This window comes from Pseudoalteromonas sp. S3178 (genome assembly GCF_005886985.1).
In the GTDB taxonomy this organism is placed as follows: domain Bacteria; phylum Pseudomonadota; class Gammaproteobacteria; order Enterobacterales; family Alteromonadaceae; genus Pseudoalteromonas; species Pseudoalteromonas carrageenovora.
In genome coordinates this window covers 1-372 of record NZ_PNCW01000260.1, presented here as the reverse complement: position 1 = coordinate 372, position 372 = coordinate 1, and the positions used below count along the sequence as shown (strand labels likewise).

Annotated in this window: 1 protein-coding gene; it reads right to left on the bottom strand. The window is 54.6% G+C overall.

Translation table 11 applies throughout. The features are described 5' to 3' along the window. Positions 1-372, bottom strand: a 372-nt coding sequence (locus CWC11_RS20875; RefSeq protein WP_171038487.1) for a condensation domain-containing protein, incomplete at both ends; no start/stop codon positions are given.

Here is a 372-nt window from a genome sequence, read left to right as displayed (position 1 = left end):
ACGGGGTGAAGCACTCAATATCCTGACGGCTTTCAAGCAGCTGTTCACGCTCCCGGCTGGTCACCAGTTCATGACTGAACACATCTCGCTCAGGTGACTGCAACAGGGCGCTCAGCAACACCTCAAAGTGCTCCGCCATACGCACTATTGTCTCATCTTTAAAGACAGCCGTATTAAACTCCCAATAGAGACCGAGGCCACCGGCCTCCTCTGCCATATTCAGGGTTAGGTCGAACTTCGCGGTTTGTCCGCCGCCTTCCACCATCGACAACTCTAATCCCGGCAACGATAAGCTGCCCTGGTCATTGTTTTGCAGCGATAGCATCACCTGAAACAGCGGGCTGTGACTCAGGCTGCGCTCAGGCTGCAAAC